The following is a 20367-nucleotide window of genomic DNA, read 5'->3' on the forward strand; positions in this document are numbered from 1 at the left end:
AGGTGGCCCGCATGGTGTGTCCGACCTGCGGCCTCGACAACGATCCCAGCGCCGCGGCCTGCGCCCGGTGCAACACCGCGATGCTCGCGGCCCCCGCGTGGCCGCCACCGGGCCCCACCCCCGCGGCCCCGCCGTCCTCCCCGCCGCCGGGCTACACCCCGCAGCCCACGTACGGCGATTCTGGTCAGCCCACACCCGGCTACCCGGGGAACGGCTACCCCGCGCCCCCGTCGGCCCCGCCGGTCTACGGCCGGCCGCCCCGCAACTGGCTCCCCCTGGTGGCCGGCATCTCGGTCGTCGTGCTGATCGCCCTGATCGCCGGCCTGGTCCTCTACCGCAACGGCCAGGACGATCCCGTGGCCGGCCCGCCGCCGGTCACTCAGACGACGACCGCCCCGGCGACCACCGGGACGACGGACCCGACCACCGCCCCGCCCACGACCGCTACCACCACCGGCGACCCTCTGCCGCAGGCCCGGGTGGTCGACGACGTGCTGGTCCGCAGCAAGTCCAGCCGCGACAAGCTGAACAGCGCCATCGACCGTGTCGGCCGCTGCACCGGCTTGAGCGGCGCCCTGGCCGACATGCGCGCGGTCGGCGACGAGCGCCGCGCCCAGATCGACGAGGTCCGCAACGCCGACCTGTCCGCGGTCGGCAACGGCGAGTCGATCCGCTCCACGTTGGTCACCGCGCTCCAGCATTCGTTGGACGCCGATGCCGCCTTCGTGGAGTGGGCCGCGGCCGCCGTCGCCAACGGCTGCGCCGACACCACCGGCCGCAAGGCCGCCTACGCCCGGGGCCTGTCCGAGTCCGAACAGGCCGGCACCTCGAAGATCGCCTTCCTGGCCGTCTGGAACCCGGTGGCCGGCCAGCTGGGCCTGCCCACCCGGACCCGGCAGGGCATCTAGGTTCAGCCGTCGAAGGCCTGGCGGAACCGGTCGAGAGCGATCTCCGGGTCGCCCGAGGCCCACCCTTCGAGCGCGACCACGCCCCGATAGCCGAGCCGCCGGAGCACGGCCGCGACCGCCGGGTAGTGGATCTCCCCGGTACCCGGTTCGCACCGTCCCGGCACGTCCGCGACCTGGATCTCGCCGACGACCGGCAGCGCTCGCTCAACCAGCTCGACGAGGTTCCCTTCGCCGATCTGCGCGTGATAGAGATCGAGGTTGAGACGCAGATGAGGGCTGTCAACGGCCTCGACCAGCGCCAACGTGTCGGACGCTCGAGCGAACGGCGTACCCGGATGATCGACCGCGGTGTTCAGATTCTCCAGCGTGAAGACCCGGCCCGCACGCTCTCCGAGCTCGGCCAAACGCCCGAGCGTCCGCGCCGCGGTGAGCCACATCCGCGGCGTCACCACGGCGGCCGCCACGACGGGAAGCCCTCGATCGTCCAGTCCGGTTCCATGCAGGTTGAGGCGCGGACAGCCGAGCCGCTCGGCCACGGCAAGTGCTTCCCGAGCCGTCCGCACCAGCTCCTCGGCGCCGTCCGGATCGGCGAGCGTCCCACCGAGATATCCCGTCATGGAGGAGACGGTGGCGCCCGTGTTCACCAGCGCCTCGATGTCCTTCCCGGCCCAGCCCCACATCTCGGCCTCGAAGCCGAGCCCGGCGATGCGCTCGACACGCTCGGCGAAAGGCCGGTCGACGAACACCATCTCCGCGCACACGGCCAGCCGAAAGCCGGTCATGCCGCTGTCCGTACGGGCCGGCCGGTCCGCGCGGACTCCGCGGCGGCCAGAGCGATCGCGAGGGCGGCGCGGGCGTCTTCACCGGTGACCGGTGGTGGGGTGCCGTCGCGGACGGCGGTGGCGAAGGCGGCCAGTTCGGCGATGTAGGCGCCGCCGAAGAGCTCCTGGTCGCTTTGCATGGTGGCCACCATGCGACCGGAGGGGCCGGAGAAGGTCATCGCGGTGCGGCGGGCATCGCCCATGGTGGCGGCGCCGTCCGAGCCGAAGACCTCGGCGCGGACGTCATGGCCGTACGACGTGGCGAAACAAGCCTCGGCGAAGCCGGTGGCGCCGTTGTCGAACCGGACGATGACGGCGGCCGTGTCGCGCAGGCCGCGATCGCGCCAGTCCGGCTCGACCAGGGCGTCGGCGGTGGCGTAGACCTCGACGGCGTGCGCACCGGGGTTGAGGAAGCACAGCACGTCGAAGTCGTGGATCAGGGTCTCGTAGAAGATGGTGTCCGGCGGCACGCGGGCCGGGTCGAAGCCGCCGGGATCGCGGGTCAGCGAGCGCAGCAGCCGCGGCGTCCCGATCTGTCCGCCGTCGAGCAGCGCCCGGGCCGCGGCCCAGTCGGGCGCGAACCGCCGCTGGAAACCGACCTGGAGAAAGACGCCGGCGTCGCGGGCGGCGGCGATGGCGCGGTCGGCGTCGGCCAGGGTGAGCGCCATCGGCTTCTCGCAGAAGACGCTCTTGCCGGCCCGGGCCGCGGCCACGATCAGGTCGGCGTGGAACCGAGCGGGCGCAGCGATCACCACGGCGTCGATCTCCGGGTCGTCCCACACTTGGGCAACGTCGGTGTAGAACCGGTCCGCCTCGAGCTCCTTACCGCCACCCACAGGATCGGCGACGGCGACCAGCCGGGCCCCGGGCAGACGCCGGCCCAACGTCTCCCCATGGAACAGGCCCATCCGGCCGGCTCCGATCAGCGCGAATCTGGAACGTTCCATAAAGGCACGGTACGACTCCAGCCCTGGAACGTTCCAGTCCATCGATTTGCACATGGCGAAACTAGAACGTTCCAGCCGGACCGAGGGGACGCGGACCGGGAGGTTCTAGTCGGACAGAGGGGTGCCGCGGGCTGGAAGGTTCCAGTCGGACAGAGGGGTGGCGCAGGCTGGAAGGTCCGGCTGGGTGGAGGGGTGCGGCCGAGGGGTGCGGCCGAGGGGTGCGGCGGGGGTGCGGCGGCGGGCTGGAAGGTTCCAGTTCGGGATGCCCGGGAAGACCGCGTTGGAGCGGATGCCGCGCGAAGGGTGGGTCGGAAGGTCCCGTTGGGCGGAGGGGCGTGGCTGGCGGGCTGGAAGGTTCCAGTTCGGCGGAGGGGCGTGGCCGTTGGGCTGGAAGGTTCCAGTTGGGCGGTGGAGTATGGCTGGCTGGCTGGAAGGTTCCAGTTGGGGCGGTGGGGTATGGCTGGCTGGCTGGAAGGTTCCAGTTGGGGCGGTGGGGTGTGGTGGGCGGCTGGAAGGTTCCAGTGGTCAGAATGCTTGTGGCGGGCTGGAACGTTCCAGCCCTAAGATGCTTCTATGGCTAACGAGGATGCCCGGCCGACGCTGTCCGATGTGGCTGCTCGGGTCGGTGTCTCGAAGTCTCTGGTGTCGCTGGTCATGCGTGATGAGCCGGGTGCCGGGGCTGAGACCCGTCGGCGCATTCTTGACGCGGCGGCTGAGCTTGGTTATCACCCGGACAGCCGGGCGCGGTTGCTGCGCAGTGGGCGCAGCCGGCTGCTGGGCGTCGTGTTCGGCATTCAGCATCCCTTCCACGTTGACCTTGTCACCGGGCTTTATGCAGCGGCCCGGGAGGCCGGGTACGAGGTGGCGCTCAGTGCCGTCACCCCCGGGCGTGACGAGGCCGAGGCCACCGAGAGCCTGCTCCAGGACCGGTGTGAGGCCCTGATCATGTGTGGTCCGCAGACTTCGGCGGCCCGTCTCACCCGGCTGGCGACCCGCCTGCCCGTCGTCGTTCTGGCCCGCGACGCCCGCAACGCCGATGTGATCCGCACCGATGACGCCGAGGGACTCCGGCAGGCTGTCGACCACCTGGCCGGTCTTGGTCACCGCCGGATCGCTCACATCGACGGTGGTCGGGCTCCCGGCGCCGCCGATCGACGCCGCGGATATCGGGCGGAGATGGAAGCCCGCGACTTGGGGGCCTATGCCCGCATCGTCCCCGGCGGCCTGACCGAGGAGGACGGCGCCCGCGCGGGCCGGCAGCTGCTGACTGGCAACGAGGGTGAGGCGCCGACCGCGATCACGGTCTTCAACGACCGTTGTGCGACCGGCGTCCTCGATGTGTTGATCCGTGCCGGGGTGAGAGTGCCCGAGGACATCAGTGTCGTCGGGTTCGATGACAGTCACCTGGCCCGACTCGCTCACGTCGACCTCACCACGATCGCCCAGGACGTCGCCACCATGACGAGGCTTGCCGTCGCCCGCGCGGTCGAGCGCATCGACGGCGCCGAGGTCAGCCGGCGCGGAATCGTCGTGCCGCCCCACCTCGTCGTCCGGGGAACCACCGGTCCGGTGAGGTGAGTCGCGGCCTCAGGCCTTCGGAGTGGCCAGGGCGGCCGTGACGGCCGCCTCGGCGGTGGGCTTCTCGATGCCCAGGCCGGCCAGGACGCCTGTGCCGTCCTCCAGTTCCAGCAGTGCGAGCAGGATGTGCTCGGTGCCCACGTGGGTGTGGTTCATGCGCAGGGCCTCGCGGAACGTCAGCTCCAGGGCCTTCTTGGCGTGGGCGTCGAACGGGATCATGGCGGGCACCGACTCGGCCGCGGCGGGCAGGGTCTTGGCGGCGACCTCGCCCACCTTCTTCAAGGTCACGCCCTGCGCGACGATCGCCCGGGCGCCCAGGGCGGACGGGTCGGCCACCAGGCCCAGCAGCAGGTGGGAGACGCTGATCTGGTCGTTGCCGCGGTTGCGGGCCTCCTCCTGAGCCGTCACCACCACCTTGCGGGCGCGGTCGGTGAAGCGGCTGAAGCCCTGGCTGGCGTCCAGGCCGGGGGTGTCCGGCTTGGCCACGAAGCGTTTCTGGGCCGCCTGCTTGGTGACACCCATGCTCTGGCCGATCTCGGTCCACGAGGCGCCGGAGCGGCGGGCCTGGTCGACGAAGTGGCCGATCAGGTGGTCGGCGATGTCGCCGAGGCGCTCGGCGGCCAGGACCGCGTCGGAGAGCTGGTCGAGGGCGGTGGAGTTCTTGGTCTTGATGGTCTCGATCAGGTCGTCGAGCCGTACGGAATCCGTCATGCGTCAACCATAGGTTGACGGTGGCGGAATCGTCAACTCAAGGTTGACGCCGGATCAGAACGGCCATTGTGAGGCGACGATGGCGCCGATCGCGGCCGCGGCCTCCACGACCGTCCGCGTGCTGGTGGCGTTCTCCGCCAGCGAGCGGAGGCGGGTCTGTACGCGGTCGCGGGCCTCCGGCGTACCCTCCTGAATGTCGCCCTCGATGGCCTGGACCTCGCGGGGGTGTTCCCCGCGGATGACGTCGAGGCGGGAGCGGACCTCGTCGGCCGGGGCGGCGAAGTAGTTGTTCTGGACGTTCGAGTTCTGGCCGCCGATGTTCTGCTGGCCACCGTGGACGTTCATGGTGCCGATCTTGATTTCCGGCTCAGGCACGGGATCCTCCGGGCGCGTTGTGCTGGGTGAAGGTGTTGCGGCCGCCGAAACTCTGCTGGCCGCCGTAGAAGGTGGCGTTGTCGATGGAGACCGACGCCACCGCGGCGCGGAACTCGGCCGTGTCGACGCCCTGCTCGGCCAAGTAGTCGAGGACCGTCTCGTTCACCACCCGGTCGAGCAGCTTCACGTATTTCTCGGCGTCGAGCACCTGCATGAACTTCACGGTCGGGCGCTGCGAGGCGAGCTCGCGCACGCTGAAGTGGGCGCCGTAGTCGTAGAAGCGGAAGTCGTCGGCGCTGTGGCCGGACCGGGCCATCCGGCTCGGCAGGCGCAGCGTGTCCCAGCCGAGCCGGGCCAGGTGGAACGGGCCCAGGATGTTGTCGCGCAGGAAGTTGCGCAGCGTGTCGGCCAGCGCGTGGCCGGGCACGCGCTCCGGGCGTACGTTGTCGACGAATTGATAGCGGGGTTTGACCTGCGGCATGACCGTGCACACGAACTCGGTGTAGAGCATGCCGCCCTCGGCCGCCAGGTGGATGAACGCGGTGACGCCGATGCCCGAGTCCTGGGCGGGCAGCACGAGCCGGCCGTCGGGTGTGCGGATCTCCTTGCCGCTGGCCGGGATCACCGCCCGCAGGTAGTGCCGCAGGCCGCCCTGCGGGCTGCCCATGATGGCCTGGATGGTCTCGGGCGACGCCAAGGTGCGCGGGGTGCGGGTCTGCGGGTCGATCAGCGGGTCGTCGCCGCGGCGATGGCCGTCGGCGGCCACATAGGGCACCACGTAGATGTTCGGGATCCGCTCGCCCTCGCGCAGCTTCTCGTCGCGCAAGCCGATCACGGCGTCGTGCACGCGCTGATTCAGAGCCACCGTGTCGATCGCGATGCGTGAGGCGCCGGCCTCTGGCCGCAGCGTGATGGCGAACGACCAGCTGTGCTCGATGAAACCGGCGCCCGCGTACGGATCGGTGTCCTGCACGCAGATGTTGCCGCGCTGCATCGCCGCGACCACACCGAGCCGCCACTCGACGCGGGCGTTGAACCCGCGGGGCACGACCGGCGGGATGCCCGGCGCCAGCTCGGTGGTGAGGATGCCGTACGCCTGCCGCCGGGACAGGAACAGGGCGGCGAACATGCCGATCGCGAGCACGATCGGCACCACCACGAAGAACGCCCCCACGCCGCCGGAGACCGGCGAGGAATAGGAGTACGAGGAGTAGGAGGAGCCGAGGTCGGCCAGGAAGCTGGCCGCGACGACCTGGAGCAGCAGGTAGCCGAGGAAGCAGAACAGGAGACCGGCCACCGCGGCCAGCCCGGCTATGCGGACCCCGCGGGGCAGTTCCTTGTAGGACGAGGAGCGCAGGAACACGATGACCGCGCACAGCCCGAGCCATCCGACGGTCGCGAAGCTGGCGGCGCACAGGCCGGCCACGAGCAGTCCGGTGACTATCGCGTAGCGGATCAGCAGCAGCCGGCGGGCGCGGAGACAATGCCGGACGACCGGGTCGAGATCGAAGCCGTACGACGGCGGGACCGCCTTGCGCTCCTCCTCGACGACCTCGCGGATCACGTCGTTGGCGAAGTCGGGGTCGAGATAGGGCGCCCCGCACAACTGCCGGGTCGCGTCGTTCAGTGTGGTGCCCGGCACGTACGACGGCATGCTCAGCAACGGCGGCTGCGGTTCCCCCATGCCGGGAACCTATCGGCGATTGTCGCTGCCGCGCCACCCCGGAAAGGTGGCGCGGCGCGACGTCCCGCGATCCTTACTTCTTGGGCGGGGTCACCTTGAGGAGCATGAGCGGAAGCGGGCCGGTGATCTGCGTCTTCACCTCGAGCTTCACGCCCGCGCCGGCGACCTTCACCGAGCCCTGCGGGTTGGTGCTGTCGTAGTACTTCAGCGGGTCGGAGTCGTCGAAGACCGGGATGGCCTTCTGACGGGGCACCGACACTCCGGCGCCGTTGCGGTGGAACGTGACCGGGTCGGTCGACTGGAGACCGAAGGTCGCGTCGAACGGCTGGCGGCGGTTGCCCAGCAGCACGCCGTCCGGGAAGACGACCGGCTTCGGGCGGGCGTCGACCGGGAGGCTGAGACCCACACCCGGGTGACGGCTCGTGTTGTTGTTGCCGGCGGCCGGGTTGACGTACCAGACCAGAAGGCCGTCCTGGTACGGGAAGCGCTCGGCCCAGTCGGGCCTGGTGTCGGCCCAGCCCCAGTTGTACGGGCCCAGCTTGAGGGTCTCGTCGTAGCCGGTGTACGTGCGGTACTCGGCGGCGTAGTAGGAGCCGTCGGCCAACGGGACCACCACGGCCTGCGGCAGCTTGCTCTCGCCGTTCGCGGCCGTACCCAAGGTGACGTACTGGCTCTTGCCGGGCTTGACCGTCACGAAGTTGGACCAGCCGAGGAAGATCTTCTCCCAGGCGCCCATGTAACCGGGCGTCGAGCCGATCGTCGGCGCGCCGCGGCCGAGCCACGAGCCGGCCGACATCAGCGTCCAGAAGCCGGTGCCGTTGTCACCGCCCGCGGTGTCGTAGAGGTCGGGCAGGCCCAGGTCGTGGCCGTACTCGTGGGCGAAGACGCCGAGGCCGCCGTTCTCCGGCTCGGTCGTGTAGTCGCCGATCCAGATGCCGGTGTCGCCGATCTGCACGCCGCCGGCCAGGTTGTTCGCCGGGCCCGCGGTGCCCTCGAGGTCGGAGAAGGCGTACCAGCGGTGCGACCAGATCGCGTCCTCGCCCTGTGCGCCGCCGCCGGCCTCCTCGCCCTCACCGGCGTGGATGGCCTGGAAGTGGTCGACGTACCCGTCCGGCTCGTTGAAGTCGCCGTCGTCGTCGAAGTCGTCGCGGTCCCAGACGTCGAAGGTCTTGAGATAGGCGGCGACCTCGGCCGGGGTCTTGCCGGCCGCGATCTGGCTCTCGTACCAGGCGGTCGCGCTGTCCTTGATGTAGTTCCAGTAGCCGTCGTCCTCGGCGATCTCGTTGCTGCCGTAGCGTGCCTCGTTGTAGGGCAGCTTGACCCAGTCCGAGACGTCGCCGCCGACCGTGTAGCGGCCGCCCGACTGCTTGTAGTAGAAGTTCGCCATCGACTCCTTGTTCTTGGCGAACAGCAGCTGCTTGTAGTGCGCCGCGTTGAAGTCGGCCTGCCAGATCGTCGTGTTGTCGTCGGCCCGGTTCGGCTGCGGGATCTGGTTGTGCACGGGGCCGGGGGTGCCGCCGCTGGCCGGGAGGGTGGCGTCGCCGAACTCGGTCAGGAAGGTGAGGACCGGGTCGGTCTTGGTCTCCTTCTTGCGGTATTCGACGTACTTGCCCTTGCCGAGCTTGACGACCTCGGAGCCGTTCTTCTTCTCGGTGGTCACCTGGCCGGCGATGAGCTTGCGCACGGCCTCGGTGCGCTCCGCCTCCCGCTGCTCAGCGAGCGGGTGCGGCAGGTTGTCCTCGCCGAGCGACGCGGTGGGCTCCCGATCGGCCCGGTCCGGCCCCGCGGCGGGCGCCGCTGCGGCTGGCGTGGCGATGAGGGTCGCCACCACCGCGCCGGCCAGCGCGACGCTGAATGTCTTCCTCAAGAGGGTCACTCCTTCAAGAAAGCTACGTCCGTCCGCTCATAGAATCTTAGATATTTCGATGTAGCAATGGGACGGAACTTTTCTCAGAGAAGTTAAAAGTTCTCGATGTCTTGACTAAAGCTTCCGGGCTCCGAGGATGGGGGGATGAAGCCGCTCCGCCGGGGTCTGCTCGCGCTCGCCGCTGTCGCCGTTGTTCTGTTCGGACTGCCGCCGTCACCGGCCGCGGCCCACGGGACGCTGGGCATGTCCGTGCCTGCTCAAGGGGCGACGGTCAGTGCGCCGCTGGGCAGCGTGGAGCTGTTCTTCACCGAGAAAGTGCCGGACAACGCGTACTTCGCGATCAGCGCGCCGGGCGGTGGGCGGGTCGACAACGGCTGGGAGCACGCGGCGCCGCGTCCGCTCGACAAGCCCGTGACCGAGTACTTCATGGTGGACGGCAAGTTCGAGCCCCGGCAGTACACGACCGGATATCCGGCCCGGGTGCGCGTGGCGCATCTGCCGGCCACCGGCGAATACCGGGTGGACTATCAGTCGAAGGCGTCGGACGGTGATCCCGTGCGGGGGTCACTGACCTTCAAGTACACGGGGCCGGCCACTGCCGCGCCCGTCGGGTGGGCGCCGCCGACCAGTCAGCCCGACCCGGCGCTCGGGCTGTCCGAGGGACAGGGCGCCGCCCCGGCTCCCGCTCCCGCGTCCGCGGCCGCGCCTGCCCCGATTGCGGCGCCCCCGCCGGCTGACGAGGGAGGAAATGCCCTATTTGTTTGGCTGGGTGCGGCGCTGGTGGTGGTCCTGGCCGCCGGCTTCGTGATCTGGCGCCGAGCGCCCGCACTGAACCGTGGCCGTACTTCCAGCCGCGCCTCGGGCCGGACTTCGGCCTCGGCTTCAAGCCGGGACTGGCCCCGGAAGTCAGGGCAGGCCATCGGGCGGACAAAGCCGCCCGCGGAAGAGGGCGACGAGCGGCGGTCCGTTCCGATGGGGCCGATCGCTGTCGGTGCGATCGTGGTGGCGCTGATCGGGGGTTATGCGCTGGGGCGCTCGACCGCCGCCCCGGAAGCTCCGGCCGCGCCGCCCGCCCCGGCGGCGGCCGCGGCGATGGCCACCGGGCATCAGCACAGTGGCGGCGCGGCCACGCTGGAGGCGTCCGGGACGGCGATCAGCTCCGGTGGCTACACGCTTCAGCCGGTTCATCGTTCGCAGGCGGCCAAGACCACCACCGACTACACGTTCCGGATCCTGGGAGCCGACAAGAAGCCGGCCACCCGGTACGCCGTGGTCCACGACAAGCCGCTGCACCTCGTGGTCGTCGGCCGTGACCTGGCCGACTTCCAGCATCTGCACCCCACGATGTCGCCCGACGGCCTGTGGACGGTGCCGCTGGCGCTGGCGAAGCCCGGCGCCTACCGGATCTTCGCCGACTTCACCGTGGAGAACGCGGCCGGGTCCACGGTCCCGCTCGTTCTCGGCGCCGACCACCACGTGCCCGGCGACGGCCCGCAGGCCGACCTGCCGCCGGCCGCCACCACCGCTCAGGCCGGCCCGTTCACCGTCACCATGGAGGGCACGCCGCGCCCCGGTGCGACGGTTCCGGTCCTCTTCCGCGTCACCCGGGGCGGCGCGCCGGTGAGCCTGGAGCGCTACCTGGGCTCGTACGGCCATCTGGTCATCCTCCGCGAGGGTGACCTGGGCTATGTCCACGTGCACCCCGACGCCGACCTCTCGGACGGGGCCATCAAGGTCGCCACCTCGATCCCGGCCGCCGCCCGCTACCGCGCCTTCTTCGAGTTCCAGGTGGAAGGAAAGGTCCAGCGGGCCGAGTTCACCCTCGACCTCGACTGAGACGCCCACCGCGCCGGTGGTTCCGGCGTGGTGGGCGATCCGTCAGGTGGTGCGGTCGACCGCGGCTGAGGCCAGGTCGGCCAGGGCCGTGCGGACGAAGTCGGGCAGCGGGGCCGCCTCCAGGGCCGTCAGGCCGGCCTCGGCCCGGACCCGGATCATCTGCTCTATGCGGTCGAGCGCGCCCGTCTCCTTGATGATGGAGCGCAGCTCCTCGGCGCCGTCGGCGTCCAGGGCCGGGTCGCCGAACAGCTCGGACATGCGGGCCGCCTGGTCGCGGTCGGCGGCGTCGCGGGCCAGCGCCATCATCACCGTCATCTTGCCCTCGCGCAGGTCGTCCAGTGTGGACTTGCCGGTGACGGCCGGGTCGCCGAAGACGCCCAGCACGTCGTCGCGTAGCTGGAAAGCGTCGCCCAGCGGGTCGCCGAACTCGGTGAACGACGCCGACAGCGAGCGCGGCGCACCGGCCAGGCAGGCACCGATCTGCAGTGGGCGGGTGACCGTGTAGCGGGCCGACTTCATGCGGATCACCGTCAGCGCGCTCGCCACGGAGCCGTCGCCGACGCCGGAGACCAGATCCAGGTACTGGCCGGCGATGACCTCGGTCCGCATGAGCGCGAAGGCGGCGTACCCCTGGTGAATCTGTCTCGGGGGTAGCCCGCATTCGTGGAACATCTGCTCGGCCCAGGCCGCGCACAGATCGCCGCAGAGCAGTGCGGTGTTGCGGCCGAAGGCGAGCGAGTCGCCTCGCCAGGCGTGGCGGTCGTGGACGGTGGCGAACAGGCGGTGCATCGACGGCTGGCCGCGACGGCGGTCGCTGCCGTCGATGATGTCGTCGTGGATGAGCGCGAAGGCGTGGAACAGCTCCAGCGCCGCCGCGGCCCGGATCACCTCGGGGCAGTCCTCGCCCCCGCCGCCGCGCCACCCCCAGTAGGCGAAGGTGGGCCGCAGCCTCTTGCCGCCGGCCAGGACGAAGCGGCGCAGCGAGTCGAGCGCGCCGCGCGGGGCGCCGTCCGGCCACGCCGGGTCCTGGCGGTCGATGAACTCGGCCAAGGCGGTGTCGAACCGTTGACTCAGGGGCCGGCGCGTCGCCTGGAGCGTCATGACGCCAGCCCCGCCAATTCCAGCAACAGGGCCTTCACCTCCGTCGCCGCGATCTCCTTGCGGGCCCGGGCCGGGTCGGAACACAGGAACACGGGGCCGTCGTCCGGATCGTCGGGCAATCGGCCGTGCGACCCGCGCACGGCCTTGGCCCCGGCGTCGAGGCCGACCACGTCCATCACGTAGCGCAGGCCCAGTTTCTTGCGGGCCACCGCGGTGACCGCGCGCCGCTTGGCCGCCGCCGGGTTGGCCGGGTCGAAGAACAGCTCGGCCGGGTCGTAGCCGGGCTTGCGGTGGATCTCGACGACCCGGGCGAAGTCGGGCGCCCGCGCGTCGTCGAGCCAGTAGTAGTACGTGAACCAGGAGTCCGGCTCGGCCACCAGCACCAGGTCGCCCGCCCGCTCGTGGCCGAGCCCGTACCGCGCCTTGTCCGGGCCCTCGAGGACCTGGTCGACGCCGGGCAGGGCCGCGCAGAGCTTGGCCACCTCGGCGACGTCGGCCTGGTCGCGGACGTAGACGTGGGCCACCTGGTGGTCGGCCACGGCGAAGGCCCGCGACACCCACGGGTCGAGATATTCCATCCCGTCCTGGGTGTAGACCTCCAGCAGCCCTTCCTTGCGCAGCAACCGGTTCACGTCGACCGGCCGGCTCACGTCGGTGATGCCGTACTCGGACAGCACCACCACGGTGGTGCCCTTCGCGGCCGCGTCGTCGAGCAGCGGAGCCAGCACCTTGTCGAGCTCGGCCGCGGCGGCCGACGCCTCGGGCGCCGAGGGGCCGAAGCGTTGCAGGTCGTAGTCGAGGTGCGGCACGTAGACGAGGGTGAGATCGGGCTGTTTGGTCCTCAGCATGTGCCGGGCGGCGTCGACGATCCACTGCGACGACGGCATGCCCGCGCCGGGTCCCCAGTATGTGAACAGGGGGAACGGCGGAAGCTCGTCGTGCAGCGACGGGGGATAGGTGTAGCAGTCGGGCTCCTTGCGGCCGTCCGCGCGGTAGATCGGGCGCGGCGTGATGGTCCAGTCGACCCGGGCGCCCATCGCGTACCACCAGCAGACGTTGGCCACCGTGAAGTCCGGCCGCAGCCGCCGGGCGTCGTCCCAGATCTTGTCGCCGCCGACGAGCGCGTTGTGCTGCCGCCAGAGGAAGACCTCGCCCAGTTCCCGGAAATACCAGCCGTTCCCGACGATCCCGTGCTCGCTGGGCAGGGCCCCGGTCAGGAACGTGGACTGGGCCGAGCAGGTCACCGCCGGCAGCACGGTGCCGAGCTCGGCCTGGAAACCCTTACCGGCCAAGGCCTTCAGCCGGGGCATGTGCGCCAGCAGGCGCGGGGTCAGCCCGACCACGTCGAGCACCAGCAGCTTGCTCATCGGTTCACCGCCATCAGGTCGCGCGCGAAGGCGAGCTCGGCCGCGATGCCGTCGGCCAGCCCCGCTTCATCTCTCGGCCGTTGTGACTCCGGGAGGACACCCCAGGTGTACGTCTCCACGTCGAAGTGCTCGCATCGTTCGCCGGGCGCCGTCAGGAGCTCGTACAGCGCCTCCCGGATCGCCGGCACGGTCGACGTCAGCGGCGCCTCGGGCTCGGCGTGCAGCGGCACGTGGTAGTGGATCCGCCACGGCCCCGGCAGCCGTCGGTCGAGCGCCTCGTCGAGGTCGTCGGCCGACCCGCCCTCGGCCGAGCGCGTCTGATGCAGGAAACGCTTCTCGGCGTACGACCTCAGCACCTCCTCGGCCGCGAGCGGATCGTCGGCCTGGAGCGCGGCCGACACCTGGGTCTTCACCACCGGGATGCCGGCCCGCCGCAGCCGGTCGAGCGCCTCGGCCGGCTTCTCCCAGGCGCACGCCAGATGGGCGAGGTCGAGGCACACGCCCAGCCATCGGGTGTCCACTTTGGCCAGCAGCTCGGCCGCCTGCGCCGTGTTCTCGACCAGGCAGCCCGGCTCCGGCTCGAAGCCGACCCGGATCGTCCGCCCGGTCTCGCCCGCGATCCGGTCGAGGCCCCGCGCCAGGTCGTCCAGATGCCGGGTCGCGGCGGCCTGCCGTTCCACGTCCCACGGGGTGCGCCAGGCCAGCGGCAGCGACGACACCGAACCGTAGTTGGCCGTGTCCGGCATGAGATCGGCCAGGACCCGCGCGCAGTTCAGCGTGTAGTCCAGGCGTTCCCGCTCGGTCCAGTCCGGGTAGTAGACGGCGTGCTTGACCACGGGCGCCTGGAACGCCTCGTACGGGAAGCCGTTGAGAGTGACCACCTCCAGACCCCGTACATCAAGCTCTCGACGCAGTTTCCTTCGCAAAGTGGGATCGCCGGCGAGCGCCGCCGCGGCCGGCGCGGCCAGCCACAGGCCGAGGCCGAGCACGTCCGAGCCGAGGCGCCGCCGGATCGGCAGGGCGTAGGTGTCGAGCTGGCCGATGATGCCGTCGAGGTCCTCGGCCGGATGCACGTTGGTGCAGTAGCTCAGATGCATCAGCTGCCTCCCCGCAGGATCGAGTTGCCGGCGAAGGTCGCCTCGGCGCCCTCGACGTCCGACAGGTCGAGCCGGCCCGACTGCGAGTAGAAGGCGACCGGGTTCTGCCACAGCACCTGATCGACGTCCTTGTCCGAGAATCCGCCGGCCAGCATCGCCTCGGCCGTGCGCACGGTCAGCAGCGGATCGGACTTGCCCCAGTCGGCGGCCGAATTGACGAGGACGCGCTCCGTGCCGTACTTGCGAAGGATCTCGACCATGCGATCGGGCGACATCTTCGTGTCCGGATAGATGGAGAAGCCGATCCAGACCCCGGCGTCGCGGGCCGCGTCGACGGTCACCTCGTTGAGATGGTCGAGGGCGACCCGGCCCGGGTCGATGCCCGACTCCTTGATGACGTCGATGCTGCGCTGGGTGCCGCGGGCCTTGTCCCGGTGCGGCGTGTGCACCAGCGCCGGCAGGTCGTGGTCGAGGGCGAGGGCCAGCTGGGCCGAGAACGCCTCGTCCTCGGCCGGTGTCATCGAGTCGTACCCGATCTCGCCGACCGCCACCACCCCGTCCTTGGCCAGATAGCGCGGCAGCAGGTCGAGCACCGGCCGGCAGCGCGGATCGTTGGCCTCCTTGGGGTTCAGCGCGATCGTGGCGTGATGGCGGATGCCGAACTGCGAGGCCCGGAACGGCTCCCACCCGATGATCGAGTCGAAGTAGTCGGTGAACGAGCCGGGGTTCGTGCGCGGCTGCCCGAGCCAGAACGCGGGCTCCACCACCGCCCGCACCCCGGCCTCAGCCATCCGCTGGTAGTCGTCGGTGGTGCGCGAGGTCATGTGGATGTGCGGATCGAAGATGCGCATCAGGCCTCCTTCAGCTGGTCGAGCAATGCGAGCGCGTCGGGCGGCATGTCGCGGCCGGCGGCCTGGCGTTCGAGGGCGAAGGCGCGGAGCATCGCCCCGAGCCGTGCGTCGGCCCTCTCGGACAGGCGGTGGATTCCTTGCAGGGGTACGCCCATGAAGACGCACTTGAGCACGGCCTGGCGCCACGCCTCCTGGTCGAGGTGGTCGCTGTACGGCCCGAGGGCGGCCGCGACGAGCCGCGTGTCGTTGGTGCGCAGCGCGTCCTCGAGCAGCGGGACGGCGCTGGGCCCGATCGGCAGCAACGGCAACGCCTTCAGCACGGCGAGCTTCTCGGCCGTGTCCCCGTAGCGGTAGATGTCGCCCACCTGCTCGGGCGGCACGGCGGCCAGCAGGAGGGCGCGGGCGGCTTCGTCGGTCGCCCAGTCGCCGGTGAGCGGCTCCCGCCCGTACTTGCGGCCGGCCGCCGGGAAGAGCGCGGCGACCGCGCCGGGATCGTTGTTGACCCGTTTCAGATCGGCGGTGAGCCGTTCGTTGCCGTCCAGCCTCGCGTGCAGGTCATCCAATGTGGTCATGCGAAACCTCCTTGGCCGCGTTCCTGAGGAAGTCCAGCGACTGCGCGGCGATCGCCGGCGCGGCGTGCGAATGGCGGGGCAGCTCGACCGAGATCAGGCCCGGATAGGGCGCGAGCGCGGTGAGCACGGGCGGGAAGTCGATCTCGCCGGTCCCGAACTCCAGATGCTCGTGCACCCCGCGCCGCATGTCGTCGATCTGCACGTTGACGAGGTGGTCCATGACGGCCGTGACGCAGTCGGCGACCGGGAGGGGCTCCAGGCAACGGCAGTGGCCGATGTCGAGCGTGATGCCGAAGTTCGGGGGCTCGCCCAGATCGGCGTACAGCCGCCGCCAGTCGGCGATGTCGTTGACGAGCATGCCGGGCTCGGGCTCGAAGCCGAGGGTCACTCCGGCCGAGGCCGCGACATCGACGACTTCGAGGCAGCCGTCGACGAGCCGGCCCCAATGCTCCGCCCGCCCGATGCCGGCCCAGAAGGAGACGGCCTCGGCGCCCAGATCGGCGCCGACCTGGACCGCCTTTTTGAGGTATTCGAGCCGGAGCGCGGGATCGTCGTCCATCAGGGTGGGCGAGTGCTTGCGCCACGGGTCGAGCAGATAGCGGGCGCCGGTCTCGATGACAACAGCCAGGTTGTGCTGCTGGAGGTCGGCGGCGACCTCGGCGGTGCGGCGGGCCAGGTCGGCGTCGAAGGGGTCCAGGTGGTTGGTGTCGAGGGTCAGGGCGACGCCGTCGTAGCCGAGGTCGGCGATGACGGCCAGGGCCTCGGGCAGGCGGTGGTTGCCGAAGCCGTTGGTTCCGTAGCCGAATCTCATGTGGGCGACACCTTCCGGGCCAGGCGCCGGGCCAGGGGCGCGACCAAGGCGAGCGCCAGCCCGTACGCGGGGGAGCCGGCCCGGGCCGTGAGAGCACCCTGAAGCTGCGGCAGATCGGTGATGCCGGCCCCGACCGCCGCGCGGATCCGACCGGCCGAGGGGTCGGCGGCGGCGCGGATCTGCGCTCCGCCGTATCCGGCCAGATACCAGACGGCGAGGGCGCCGGGCGCGGCGGAGAAGCGGCGACCGGGGGTGGGTGCCGCCGCCGCGGCCACCGCCAGGCCGAGCGTGCCGGCGAGCGTGGCCGACGGCAGGGCGGCCGTGGCGCCGGAGACCTCGCGCCGGGACAGGGCCGTGACCGTGTAGGTGTGCGCGGCCACGGTCAGGGCGGAGGGCACGGCCCGCCGTACGTCGCCGCCGCTGGCGCCGAGCAGCACGTCGAGGCCACGGCAGGCGGCCATCACGGCCGGGCCGGCGGGCGTGTTCTTGGCCCAGACGTCGTAGGCCCAGACCGCCGCGGCCAGCGGGGCGGCGACCGCGAGCGCTCGCCGGCCGCCGGCCAGCGCGGCCAGCCCGACGCCGGCCGCGGTGAGGCCGGCGGCGGTCAGCAAGGCCTGTCGCGGCTTGACCCGGCCCGAGGGGATCGGCCGTTCCGGGCGTTCGCGGGCGTCGAGCTCCCGGTCGGCCCAGTCGTTGGCGGCCATCCCGCCCCAGTAGAGGCAGACCGACGAGGCCATCAGCGCCGGTGTCGAACGCCGCATTCCGCCGGCCGCCGCGGCCCCGGCGATCGTGTCGCCCGGCACCGACAGCGCGGCGGGGGCGCGGACCAGCTCGGCGAGATCGCGCCAGCTCGGCCGGTCCCCACGCGCCGCGGCAGAGACGGGCGCCGCGGCAGAGACGGGAGCCGCGTTAGAGGCAGGCGCCGCAGCGGAGGCCGGCACTGCGGCGACGGCGGGATCACCCATCGGACAGGCCATGGACAAAAGCGACCAACCGGGCCCACTGGTCGGGAAGGGCGTGTGGGACCTCGCCGATCGGGTCCTTGAAGAAGAACGCCAGGTCGGTGAGCGGGCCGCTGCGGCCGGCCGCGTGTGCGGCCGCGGTCAGGCGGGCCAGGTCGAGGATCAGCGGGGCGGCCAGGGCCGAGTCGCAGCCGTGCCAGGAGAACTCCATGCGCATGCGGGTGCCGAGGAAGCCGCTGAAGGTGATCAGGTCCCAGGCCGTCTTGAAGTCGCCGATGTCGTCGACGTACTCGATGTGGCTGCTGCCCTGTGGCTGGTAGCCGAGGGTCTCGGCCAGCACCCGCTGCTTGCTGCCGGCCTTGGCCGCGTTGGCCGCCGGGTCGGCCAGGTTGGCGCCGTCGCCGCCGCCCAGCAGGTTGGTGCCGGCCCAGGTGCGCACGCGCAGGTTGCGCATGGCGAACATGGGCGCCAGCACCGATTTCACCAGCGTTTCGCCGGTCTTGCCGTCGTGGCCGGCGTACGGCAGGCCCACCGAGTCGGCCAGCTCCCGCAGGGCCGGCAACCGCGTGCCGGTCGACGGGGTGAAGTCCACGTACGCGCAGCCGGCGGTGAAGGCGGCGTACGCGTAGAGGGAGCTCGGCGGCAGAACGACGCCGGGCGCACCCAGCGCCGTCTCCAGCGCGGCCAGCGAGGAGTGGCCCGGATGAGGAACGGCCGCCGGCTCCGTCGAGGAGACGTTGACGACGACGACGCGTTCGAGGCCGCGCCGCCGCCGGAAGTCGTCGATGTCCTGGGCGATCAGACGCGCCACCTCGAGCTGGGTCGCCGCCACCGGCACCGGCCGCAGCTCGCGCTGCAGGGCCGGCAGCTGGTCGGCGACGGCCGCCGCCGGGCCCGCGGGGAGCACGCCGGCGGCGACCAGGTCCTCGACCTTCTTCTCCAGGGTGATGTCGCTGATGTCGTGGCCACCGAACACCAGCTCGCCCAGGCCGGGAACGGCCCTGCTGGCCAGTGCCGGCAGCTCGGTGACGCAACCGAGCGGCTCGGCGAGCCCGGCGCGTAGTGCGGTGGCCCCGACCATGCTGGTCACCGCCACAGATCCTCTAGCTCCGATCAACCACACGCCGGTCGTCATATGAACCTCCCTGTTCCTACTGCTCAGTTGCCGTAGACCTCGAAGTTGTAGAGCGAATAGCCCCACTGGGTCCCGCGCGCCGTTCCGTTGATCCGCACGTACCGGGCCTGCGCGCTCAAACCCGGATGGTCGTCCTCACCGCCGTTGGCCGCTGTCACCGACTTGACGGTGGTCCAGGTGGTGCCGTCGGCCGAGGTCTGGATCTGGTACGCCGACCCGTAGGCGGCCTCCCACTGAAGGCGCACCCGCGACACCGTGTAGGTGGCGCCCAGGTCGACCCGGATCCACTGCGGGTCGCTGAACGCGCTCGACCAGCGGGTCGTCGACGAGCTGTCGACCGCGTTCGAGGCCGGGTAGCTCGCGTTCTCGACGCTGGACGCCGTGGTCGGCTTGTTCAGGGCCACGTTCGACGCCGGCGGCGCCACGCTCAGGTCCTTGACCCGCACGTTGCGGAAGGCGGCCGTGTCGGCGCTGCCGTGGTTCTGCAGGCCGATGTAGCCGTCCAGGTTGCGGGCCGGGTCGGTGTTGGTGAAGTCGTTGACGAGCCGGCCGTTCAGGTAGACCCGGATCCGCTGGCCCTCGACGAGCAGCTCGTAGGTGTTCCACTCGCCGGGCGGGTTCAGCGCGGCGTCGCGGGCGGCCAGGTCGGCCGACTTGAAGGTGTAGATGGCGCCGGTGGTGCGGTCGGCCGCGTCGGTGGCGTCGATCTGCACCTCGTAGCCCTGGTTGACGGCCACCCACGGGTCGTTGTTCGGGTTGGGGAAGCCGACGAAGATGCCCGAGTTGCTGTCACCGGTCAGGCGCCAGTCGGCCTTCAGCGAGTACGAGGTGAACTGCCGCGCCGAATACCAGAGCAGGCCCATCCCACCGGTCGAGGTGAGGGTCGCGTCGGTGTTGGTGAAGCTGCCCGGCCCGGCCTGCGTCCATCCGGTCGTGCTGCCGTTGTAAATGGGCGTGTATCCGGTCTCGGTACGGCAGTCGGCCTTGGCCCGGCCGGCCGCGTAACGGATCCCGCCGAGCAGGTGACTGCGGAAGTTGCTCTCGGCGTACGACGCCTGGGTGTGCCCGAATCCGGTGTACCAGGACCGGCCCGAGTCGACGGTCTTGCACCAGGCGATCGGGTGATCGGCGCCCATGTTGCCGCCCGAGTACGTCGACTCGTCCAAGGTGGCCAGCACGTGCGCGCTGCTGCGCGGGTTGGTCCGGTAGTTGTACAGCTCGTCGGTGCGTGTCCACGACTGCGGCAGGTGGGCCGAGCTCGCGTGCGCCCGGTCCTCGACCTTCGAGGTGACCTGCTGGATGGCCGGGTGCGAATGGAAGTAGGCGCCGACCAGCTGGCCGTAGAACGGCCAGTCGTACTCGGTGTCGGCCGCCGCGTGCACGCCGGCGAAACCTCCACCACCCTTGATGTACGTCTCGAAGGCGCTCTGCTGCGTGGCGTTCAGGACGTCGCCGGTGGTGTTGAGGAAGACCACCGCCTCGTACTGGGCCAGGTTGGCCGTGCTGAAGGCGGCCGCGTCCTCGGTCGCGGTGACCGTGAAGCTGTTGGCCGCGCCCAGATCGCGGATCGTCTGGATGCCGACGGGGATCGCGTCGTGCCGGAAGCCGGCGGTCTTGGAGAAGACCAGGACGTCGTACGGCGCGTCGGCGGCGTTCGCACTCGACGCGGTGAATGTGCAGGCGGCGATGGCGGTCAGGGCCATCGCGCCTGCCAGGAGCTTGCGCATGGAACCTCCTTTGCTAG

The 20367-nt window shown here is 71.0% G+C and carries 18 protein-coding genes; 3 read left to right on the forward strand and 15 right to left on the reverse strand.

All coding sequences use genetic code 11. The features are described 5' to 3' along the window. Positions 1-11: 11 nt before the first annotated feature. On the forward strand, positions 12-908 hold the full coding sequence (locus ACFY36_RS04560; RefSeq protein ID WP_499744491.1) for a hypothetical protein: 897 nt from the start codon (positions 12-14) through the stop codon (positions 906-908). Positions 909-910: 2 nt separating this feature from the next. On the opposite strand, the gene ACFY36_RS04565 is transcribed toward ACFY36_RS04560, so the two are convergent. Next, positions 911-1690, reverse strand: coding sequence for a TIM barrel protein (locus ACFY36_RS04565; RefSeq protein ID WP_499744492.1), 780 nt, complete (start codon positions 1688-1690; stop codon positions 911-913). Beyond that, positions 1687-2676 (reverse strand): Gfo/Idh/MocA family oxidoreductase, encoded by a 990-nt coding sequence (locus ACFY36_RS04570; protein WP_499744493.1) that lies wholly within the window; start codon positions 2674-2676, stop codon positions 1687-1689. Before ACFY36_RS04570 ends, ACFY36_RS04565 begins: the two co-directional genes overlap by 4 nt. Before the next feature lie 573 nt (positions 2677-3249). Here ACFY36_RS04570 and ACFY36_RS04575 point away from each other — a divergent pair. Further along, positions 3250-4254, forward strand: coding sequence for a LacI family DNA-binding transcriptional regulator (locus ACFY36_RS04575; protein WP_499744494.1), 1005 nt, complete (start codon positions 3250-3252; stop codon positions 4252-4254). Between the two features lie 9 nt (positions 4255-4263). On the opposite strand, the gene ACFY36_RS04580 is transcribed toward ACFY36_RS04575, so the two are convergent. The 4 genes from ACFY36_RS04580 to ACFY36_RS04595 all read right to left on the reverse strand — a co-directional run bounded on the left by ACFY36_RS04580 (position 4264) and on the right by ACFY36_RS04595 (position 8891). After that, entirely contained in the window at positions 4264-4965 is a 702-nt protein-coding gene (locus ACFY36_RS04580; protein ID WP_499744495.1) for a Clp protease N-terminal domain-containing protein, read from the reverse strand. A gap of 54 nt (positions 4966-5019) precedes the next feature. Then, complete coding sequence (locus tag ACFY36_RS04585) at positions 5020-5340, reverse strand: hypothetical protein (RefSeq protein ID WP_499744496.1); 321 nt, start codon at positions 5338-5340, stop codon at positions 5020-5022. After that, positions 5333-7024: an AbeC-like domain-containing protein gene (locus ACFY36_RS04590; RefSeq protein ID WP_499744497.1), complete on the reverse strand. Its 1692-nt coding sequence runs from the start codon at positions 7022-7024 to the stop codon at positions 5333-5335. Before ACFY36_RS04590 ends, ACFY36_RS04585 begins: the two co-directional genes overlap by 8 nt. 73 nt (positions 7025-7097) lie before the next feature. Continuing rightward, positions 7098-8891, reverse strand: a complete 1794-nt coding sequence (locus tag ACFY36_RS04595; RefSeq protein ID WP_499744498.1) for an immune inhibitor A domain-containing protein — start codon at positions 8889-8891, stop codon at positions 7098-7100. 144 nt (positions 8892-9035) lie between these two features. Here ACFY36_RS04595 and ACFY36_RS04600 point away from each other — a divergent pair, with 144 nt between their 5' ends. Continuing rightward, positions 9036-10727, forward strand: coding sequence for a copper resistance CopC family protein (locus ACFY36_RS04600; RefSeq protein WP_499744499.1), 1692 nt, complete (start codon positions 9036-9038; stop codon positions 10725-10727). 42 nt (positions 10728-10769) lie between these two features. Here the strand turns inward: ACFY36_RS04600 and ACFY36_RS04605 are convergent, their stop codons facing one another. Genes ACFY36_RS04605 through ACFY36_RS04645 form a run of 9 tightly spaced genes read right to left on the reverse strand, consistent with a single transcriptional unit; the run spans position 10770 to position 20350 of the window. Further along, positions 10770-11828, reverse strand: coding sequence for a polyprenyl synthetase family protein (locus ACFY36_RS04605; RefSeq protein WP_499744500.1), 1059 nt, complete (start codon positions 11826-11828; stop codon positions 10770-10772). Next, positions 11825-13195, reverse strand: coding sequence for an alkaline phosphatase family protein (locus ACFY36_RS04610; protein WP_499744501.1), 1371 nt, complete (start codon positions 13193-13195; stop codon positions 11825-11827). Before ACFY36_RS04610 ends, ACFY36_RS04605 begins: the two co-directional genes overlap by 4 nt. Further along, the gene (gene eboE / locus ACFY36_RS04615) at positions 13192-14292 is read right to left on the reverse strand and encodes a metabolite traffic protein EboE (protein ID WP_499744502.1); all 1101 of its coding nucleotides are present in this window, start codon (positions 14290-14292) and stop codon (positions 13192-13194) included. Before eboE ends, ACFY36_RS04610 begins: the two co-directional genes overlap by 4 nt. Then, complete coding sequence (locus tag ACFY36_RS04620) at positions 14292-15143, reverse strand: TatD family hydrolase (protein ID WP_499744503.1); 852 nt, start codon at positions 15141-15143, stop codon at positions 14292-14294. Before ACFY36_RS04620 ends, eboE begins: the two co-directional genes overlap by 1 nt. Then, positions 15143-15715 carry an EboA domain-containing protein gene (locus tag ACFY36_RS04625; RefSeq protein WP_499744504.1) on the reverse strand — a complete coding sequence of 191 codons (573 nt, stop codon included), beginning with the start codon at positions 15713-15715 and terminating at the stop codon, positions 15143-15145. Before ACFY36_RS04625 ends, ACFY36_RS04620 begins: the two co-directional genes overlap by 1 nt. Continuing rightward, on the reverse strand, positions 15699-16526 hold the full coding sequence (locus tag ACFY36_RS04630; protein ID WP_499744505.1) for a sugar phosphate isomerase/epimerase family protein: 828 nt from the start codon (positions 16524-16526) through the stop codon (positions 15699-15701). Before ACFY36_RS04630 ends, ACFY36_RS04625 begins: the two co-directional genes overlap by 17 nt. Next, complete coding sequence (locus ACFY36_RS04635) at positions 16523-17491, reverse strand: SCO3242 family prenyltransferase (protein ID WP_499744506.1); 969 nt, start codon at positions 17489-17491, stop codon at positions 16523-16525. Before ACFY36_RS04635 ends, ACFY36_RS04630 begins: the two co-directional genes overlap by 4 nt. After that, the gene (locus ACFY36_RS04640) at positions 17484-18623 is read right to left on the reverse strand and encodes an inositol-3-phosphate synthase (RefSeq protein ID WP_499744507.1); all 1140 of its coding nucleotides are present in this window, start codon (positions 18621-18623) and stop codon (positions 17484-17486) included. Before ACFY36_RS04640 ends, ACFY36_RS04635 begins: the two co-directional genes overlap by 8 nt. 23 nt (positions 18624-18646) lie before the next feature. After that, a complete protein-coding gene (locus ACFY36_RS04645; RefSeq protein ID WP_499744508.1) occupies positions 18647-20350 on the reverse strand; it encodes a ThuA domain-containing protein in 1704 nt (567 codons plus the stop codon). Positions 20351-20367: the final 17 nt, after the last annotated feature.

This window comes from Actinoplanes sp. NPDC000266 (assembly GCF_042899005.1).
Lineage (GTDB): Bacteria > Actinomycetota > Actinomycetes > Mycobacteriales > Micromonosporaceae > Actinoplanes.

Coding starts and splice junctions, on each gene's coding strand:
- ACFY36_RS04600 (WP_499744499.1), top strand. CDS start 9,036: ATGAAGCCGCTCCGCCGGGGTCTGCTCGCGCTCGCCGCTGTCGCCGTT.
- ACFY36_RS04590 (WP_499744497.1), bottom strand. CDS start 7,024: ATGGGGGAACCGCAGCCGCCGTTGCTGAGCATGCCGTCGTACGTGCCG.
- ACFY36_RS04625 (WP_499744504.1), bottom strand. CDS start 15,715: ATGACCACATTGGATGACCTGCACGCGAGGCTGGACGGCAACGAACGG.
- ACFY36_RS04560 (WP_499744491.1), top strand. CDS start 12: ATGGTGTGTCCGACCTGCGGCCTCGACAACGATCCCAGCGCCGCGGCC.
- ACFY36_RS04645 (WP_499744508.1), bottom strand. CDS start 20,350: ATGCGCAAGCTCCTGGCAGGCGCGATGGCCCTGACCGCCATCGCCGCC.
- ACFY36_RS04620 (WP_499744503.1), bottom strand. CDS start 15,143: ATGCGCATCTTCGATCCGCACATCCACATGACCTCGCGCACCACCGAC.
- ACFY36_RS04630 (WP_499744505.1), bottom strand. CDS start 16,526: ATGAGATTCGGCTACGGAACCAACGGCTTCGGCAACCACCGCCTGCCC.
- ACFY36_RS04575 (WP_499744494.1), top strand. CDS start 3,250: ATGGCTAACGAGGATGCCCGGCCGACGCTGTCCGATGTGGCTGCTCGG.
- ACFY36_RS04640 (WP_499744507.1), bottom strand. CDS start 18,623: ATGACGACCGGCGTGTGGTTGATCGGAGCTAGAGGATCTGTGGCGGTG.
- ACFY36_RS04635 (WP_499744506.1), bottom strand. CDS start 17,491: ATGGGTGATCCCGCCGTCGCCGCAGTGCCGGCCTCCGCTGCGGCGCCT.
- ACFY36_RS04580 (WP_499744495.1), bottom strand. CDS start 4,965: ATGACGGATTCCGTACGGCTCGACGACCTGATCGAGACCATCAAGACC.
- eboE (WP_499744502.1), bottom strand. CDS start 14,292: ATGCATCTGAGCTACTGCACCAACGTGCATCCGGCCGAGGACCTCGAC.
- ACFY36_RS04605 (WP_499744500.1), bottom strand. CDS start 11,828: ATGACGCTCCAGGCGACGCGCCGGCCCCTGAGTCAACGGTTCGACACC.
- ACFY36_RS04565 (WP_499744492.1), bottom strand. CDS start 1,690: ATGACCGGCTTTCGGCTGGCCGTGTGCGCGGAGATGGTGTTCGTCGAC.
- ACFY36_RS04570 (WP_499744493.1), bottom strand. CDS start 2,676: ATGGAACGTTCCAGATTCGCGCTGATCGGAGCCGGCCGGATGGGCCTG.
- ACFY36_RS04610 (WP_499744501.1), bottom strand. CDS start 13,195: ATGAGCAAGCTGCTGGTGCTCGACGTGGTCGGGCTGACCCCGCGCCTG.